This window comes from Aerococcus sp. L_32, from assembly GCF_050689315.1.
This window is the reverse complement of sequence record NZ_JBOEQF010000210.1, coordinates 1-3,670: the sequence shown is the minus strand read 5'-3', so window position 1 is coordinate 3,670 and position 3,670 is coordinate 1. Positions and strand designations below refer to the sequence as shown.

General features: G+C 44.4%; 4 protein-coding genes and 1 pseudogene. 1 reads left to right on the top strand and 4 read right to left on the bottom strand.

All coding sequences use genetic code 11. The features are described 5' to 3' along the window. Positions 1-146: 146 nt before the first annotated feature. Positions 147-422: pseudogene (locus tag ACRCJ0_RS10570) on the top strand (transposase); the annotation flags it as partial. 106 nt (positions 423-528) lie between these two features. On the opposite strand, the gene lepB reads toward ACRCJ0_RS10570, so the two are convergent. The 4 genes from lepB to ACRCJ0_RS10550 form a co-directional block, all read right to left on the bottom strand. Further along, positions 529-1,062 carry a signal peptidase I gene (gene lepB, locus ACRCJ0_RS10565; protein WP_431390410.1) on the bottom strand — a complete coding sequence of 178 codons (534 nt, stop codon included), beginning with the start codon at positions 1,060-1,062 and terminating at the stop codon, positions 529-531. A gap of 4 nt (positions 1,063-1,066) precedes the next feature. Continuing rightward, positions 1,067-1,810 (bottom strand): DUF6448 family protein, encoded by a 744-nt coding sequence (locus tag ACRCJ0_RS10560; RefSeq protein WP_431390409.1) that lies wholly within the window; start codon positions 1,808-1,810, stop codon positions 1,067-1,069. A 109-nt stretch (positions 1,811-1,919) separates the two neighbouring features. After that, positions 1,920-2,234: a hypothetical protein gene (locus ACRCJ0_RS10555; protein WP_431390408.1), complete on the bottom strand. Its 315-nt coding sequence runs from the start codon at positions 2,232-2,234 to the stop codon at positions 1,920-1,922. A gap of 1,062 nt (positions 2,235-3,296) precedes the next feature. Further along, the coding region (locus ACRCJ0_RS10550; protein WP_431390407.1) for a hypothetical protein at positions 3,297-3,670 on the bottom strand (374 nt) is incomplete at its 5' end.

The window sequence follows — 3,670 nt, the reverse complement described above, 5'->3', positions numbered from 1 at the left end:
AATGAAATGAATAATAATCTTAAAGAAAAACTATAATCCTGAATGATTCATGGTTTTTCGGTAAAGTAGGGAATCCCCTGTGTTCTCAAGGTTTTCCCATTGCGGTAGTGCACCCTCTGGGTGTACAAAGAGAACCCCAATCTGCTATGGTTAAAGCGCGAACAACAACCATAGAAAGGGGTTCTCTCCATGGCTACGTTACACGAAAACACGCGCATTTCAACCAAAAGATCTCTATTTCCCACACGGGGGAATGGGTATTCCAAACCTACCAGCAGCGGGGGACGATGGAGAACTACATCAAGGAGGAAAAGCACGGCTTCTTCCTGGACAAGACGGACAGCTCCGGCTTCCGCGAGAACCAGGCCCGCATGATTGTAAGCCTCTTGGCTTACAATATCGTCAACTTCCTGCATACCCTGTTCCTTTCCACCAGTTTCCTCTCCTACGCTGGACAACAGAAAAAGGACTATCCCCAAGTACGATTTTCACCGACGCTTGAAAAAGTCCTTTCTTTTTTTACTAGCTTTAAATGCCCTCGTCTACCTGTCCGAAACGGGAGAGTGGAGTCACCACCCATTGGGCCTCCCCTAAGATAGCCCCTTCTGGAATATAGGGTTGATTCCATTTCCTGCTGTCAAAGGAATGAACACGGAAGTCTCCAAGAAAATAGTAACTGTCTTCGGGTACTAGATATTGCCCTGCTAAGGAGTCCGGGTACTCCACATATTCCTCTGCCAACCTTTCCCCGTTGACAAAGACTTCCCCTGTTTCCTTGATGACAATCCCATCTCCAGGCAGACCGATGACCCTTTTCACGAGCACCTCATCTAGTTCTTCAGATTGAAAAACCAAGATATCACCCCGGGTAATTTCCCCCGTATCATAGAGGCGGGTGGTGAGAATACGGTCTCCCGGCTGAATGGCAGGATACATGGAAGGTGTGGGAACGGAGATAAAGAAAAACAGGAAGCGGGTAATCAGGAAGTAAAGGAGGCCGGACAAAAGCAGGAAAAATCCTGCCTGTTGGCTTCCTCTTCTAATAGATGGCCTACCTTTCAAATTCTTACACTCTTCTCTTGAGGAACCCAGCAATGGTAGTGACGAAGAAGGTTCCGGCTAATCCCCAAGGCAGCCAACTTGCTTTGGGTTCCTCTGTTTCTGGCTCAATATGTTCCCCTGCGGCTTTCGCATTTTCCACTTCATGCAAATCGTCCGTTTGGGCAGTAGGGTGCAGGTCCGCTTCCTCATGCTCCTCCCCTTCCGCCAGATGGGTGAACGTCACATAATTCATGACATACTCTCGGCCTGCGTCGACATTGCTTGTATCAAAATCCTTAGTAGCGAGAACGTCCTCAAAGGCTTCCTCCAATTGCGGCATCAGTTCGGGTTCGACAAGCTCTTCAAGAGGAGAGAGGGTGCCCGTGGCGATGCTCCTATCAGCGGCAACAATTACCTCCTCCATGGGGGTTCCTTCCGGTTTCACGCCTGTGTAGGGGGCCCCTTCCCCTTCCCGATGGATACGGACCAGATTCTCGAAGAGATACTGATCGGCTAATTTCTGAGCCTCAGGGCTATCATCTCTCACTTCCATCACCTGAGCAAAGATACCCTCAATGTCTTCTTCCCGTTCAGGCAATACCCATTTCGCGATGTAGCTAGAGTTTTCCTCCGCGAGCGCTTTTTGCGCATCGCCAATCACTGGTCCATCCATCGTATCGCAGTGGGCGCTGGCCGTCATGGGATTTAGGAACAGTGCCCCTGTGGCTGCCAAGACGGCTCCTGTTGTCATCATTATGTTCTTTCTCATATTCAATTTCTCCTTCTCTTTTTAATCATCGATTGATGGTTCTATCATAAGAAAAAAAGGAGAAAAAAAAATTGAGGAATATCAAGTTATTGCTTTTATAGTAGTTTTTCTAATCCGAAAGGCTATACTTTCGTCCATTCGCCGAGATGGTGGCCGGTTTGTAGATAAGGAGCAGGAGGGCGGCGATTGCGATGCTCGCAGTAGCAGTGGACCAGCCCGCGAAACCTCCCAAAGTATTAGACAAGGTATGGTAAAGAACCAAGAGAAAGACGCTCCCCTTTGTGGAATTGTAGAGCCAAACATAAATGACTGAGTCAATCATCACGTCGACAAACCAAGGCAGCAGCGGATACGTGGACATGACATTGTCCAAATTAAACAGGAGCGGAGCATGCCAGACTGCCCAGAGGACACCGATGATCATGCTCGCTCCCCCCTAACCCTTCCCCTTGTTTTACTTTCTATCCCCCCCTTACTCAAGGCCAAACTATTCAAAAATTATCCAGCACCCTACTACCCATTTTTAAAATCTAACCCATTTAAAGACGCAAGGGCTGACTGCCTAACCTTCCTTTTTCTGCTCAATCATATTGCCACTCCTTTCAACTTTTCTCCTTTAATTTGCGTCCATGACCTTTGAAGGCTCGTCTATATAAAGATACCTTTTTATCCGTTTGACCTTGCTAGGCTTTACTAGGTAAGCTAGGTATACTTTGTGAATGGTTAAAAGTACTGGAAGAGCATAAGGGAAAATGGTGCATTTTTATCATTTTCTTGATACAAGTTGTATCAACCTTGTATCAACAGTTAAATCGGAAGTGGGTAAAACCCTTATTCCTACTTGCTTTTTAGCACCCTTAAACTTGATACAAGCTTGATACAAGTTGATGCGCTAATGCACCACTTTTTGCAGTTACTTGATGCAGGTTAAACGTTGATTTAATAGGCTTTTGAAGCGACTTGTATCAAGGAAAAGTTTGTGAAAAAGTGCCTTTTTCCGTTAGGCCTTTCATTTTGGTAAGGTAGATTTTTAAAAAATCCTACCCATGCCTTTGAAAAATTTTTGAAGAAATTCGCCTAAAGCCTACCCATGCCTTTGGAAATTTTTTGAAGAAATTTACCTGAATCCTAGCCTGCCCCTTTGGAGTGAAGGCAAGATTTTTTGACGAAACCTAGCCTAACCCTTTTAAGATTGAGGACAAAAAAATGATGAAGCCTAGCTGAAGCTTAGCCTATCATCTTAAATTCAGAAGGCATGTTTTTGATGAGTCGCTCGAAATAAATTTGACGTAACTAGAGGCAATCGACTAGGAAGGGTACAAGAAAAAATTGCTAGGTCTGATGATAAATGAACCAATGGTTCACGATTAGATTCACTTGAACTTGCTATCATCCCACCCTGCCCTTCACGATAACAAACAAAAAAATACCAGACAGTCATCGACCATCTGGTATCAAAAACATTATATGAATTTCTCTTTACTGATTAAATTGCCTGGCGTTGTTCTGAATTATTTGCGACTGGTTCTTCGTTCTCCGCTTCAACTTCTGAAGAAAGATCTATCGTTTTCACTAGATCTTTTTCTAAAGCCATTGCTAAAACTAACTCATGTACTTCGCTATCTGACATCGCAGAATCAATCGCATCGTTACGTTTAGAATTAACGTAGTGGTCAAACTCTTTATCAAGTTGATTAGCAATCTCTCGCATCTCTTTTGCCATCTCTTTAATTGACGTTGCTAAATCGTTTAAGGGTTCTTGTTCTGAAGCAGTGAGCTGAACATCGACCTTACCGAAATCTAAATCGTTCTTACTATCCTTTAAAGTAGTTGCTAAACTTGCCCAACGTTTTTGTAATG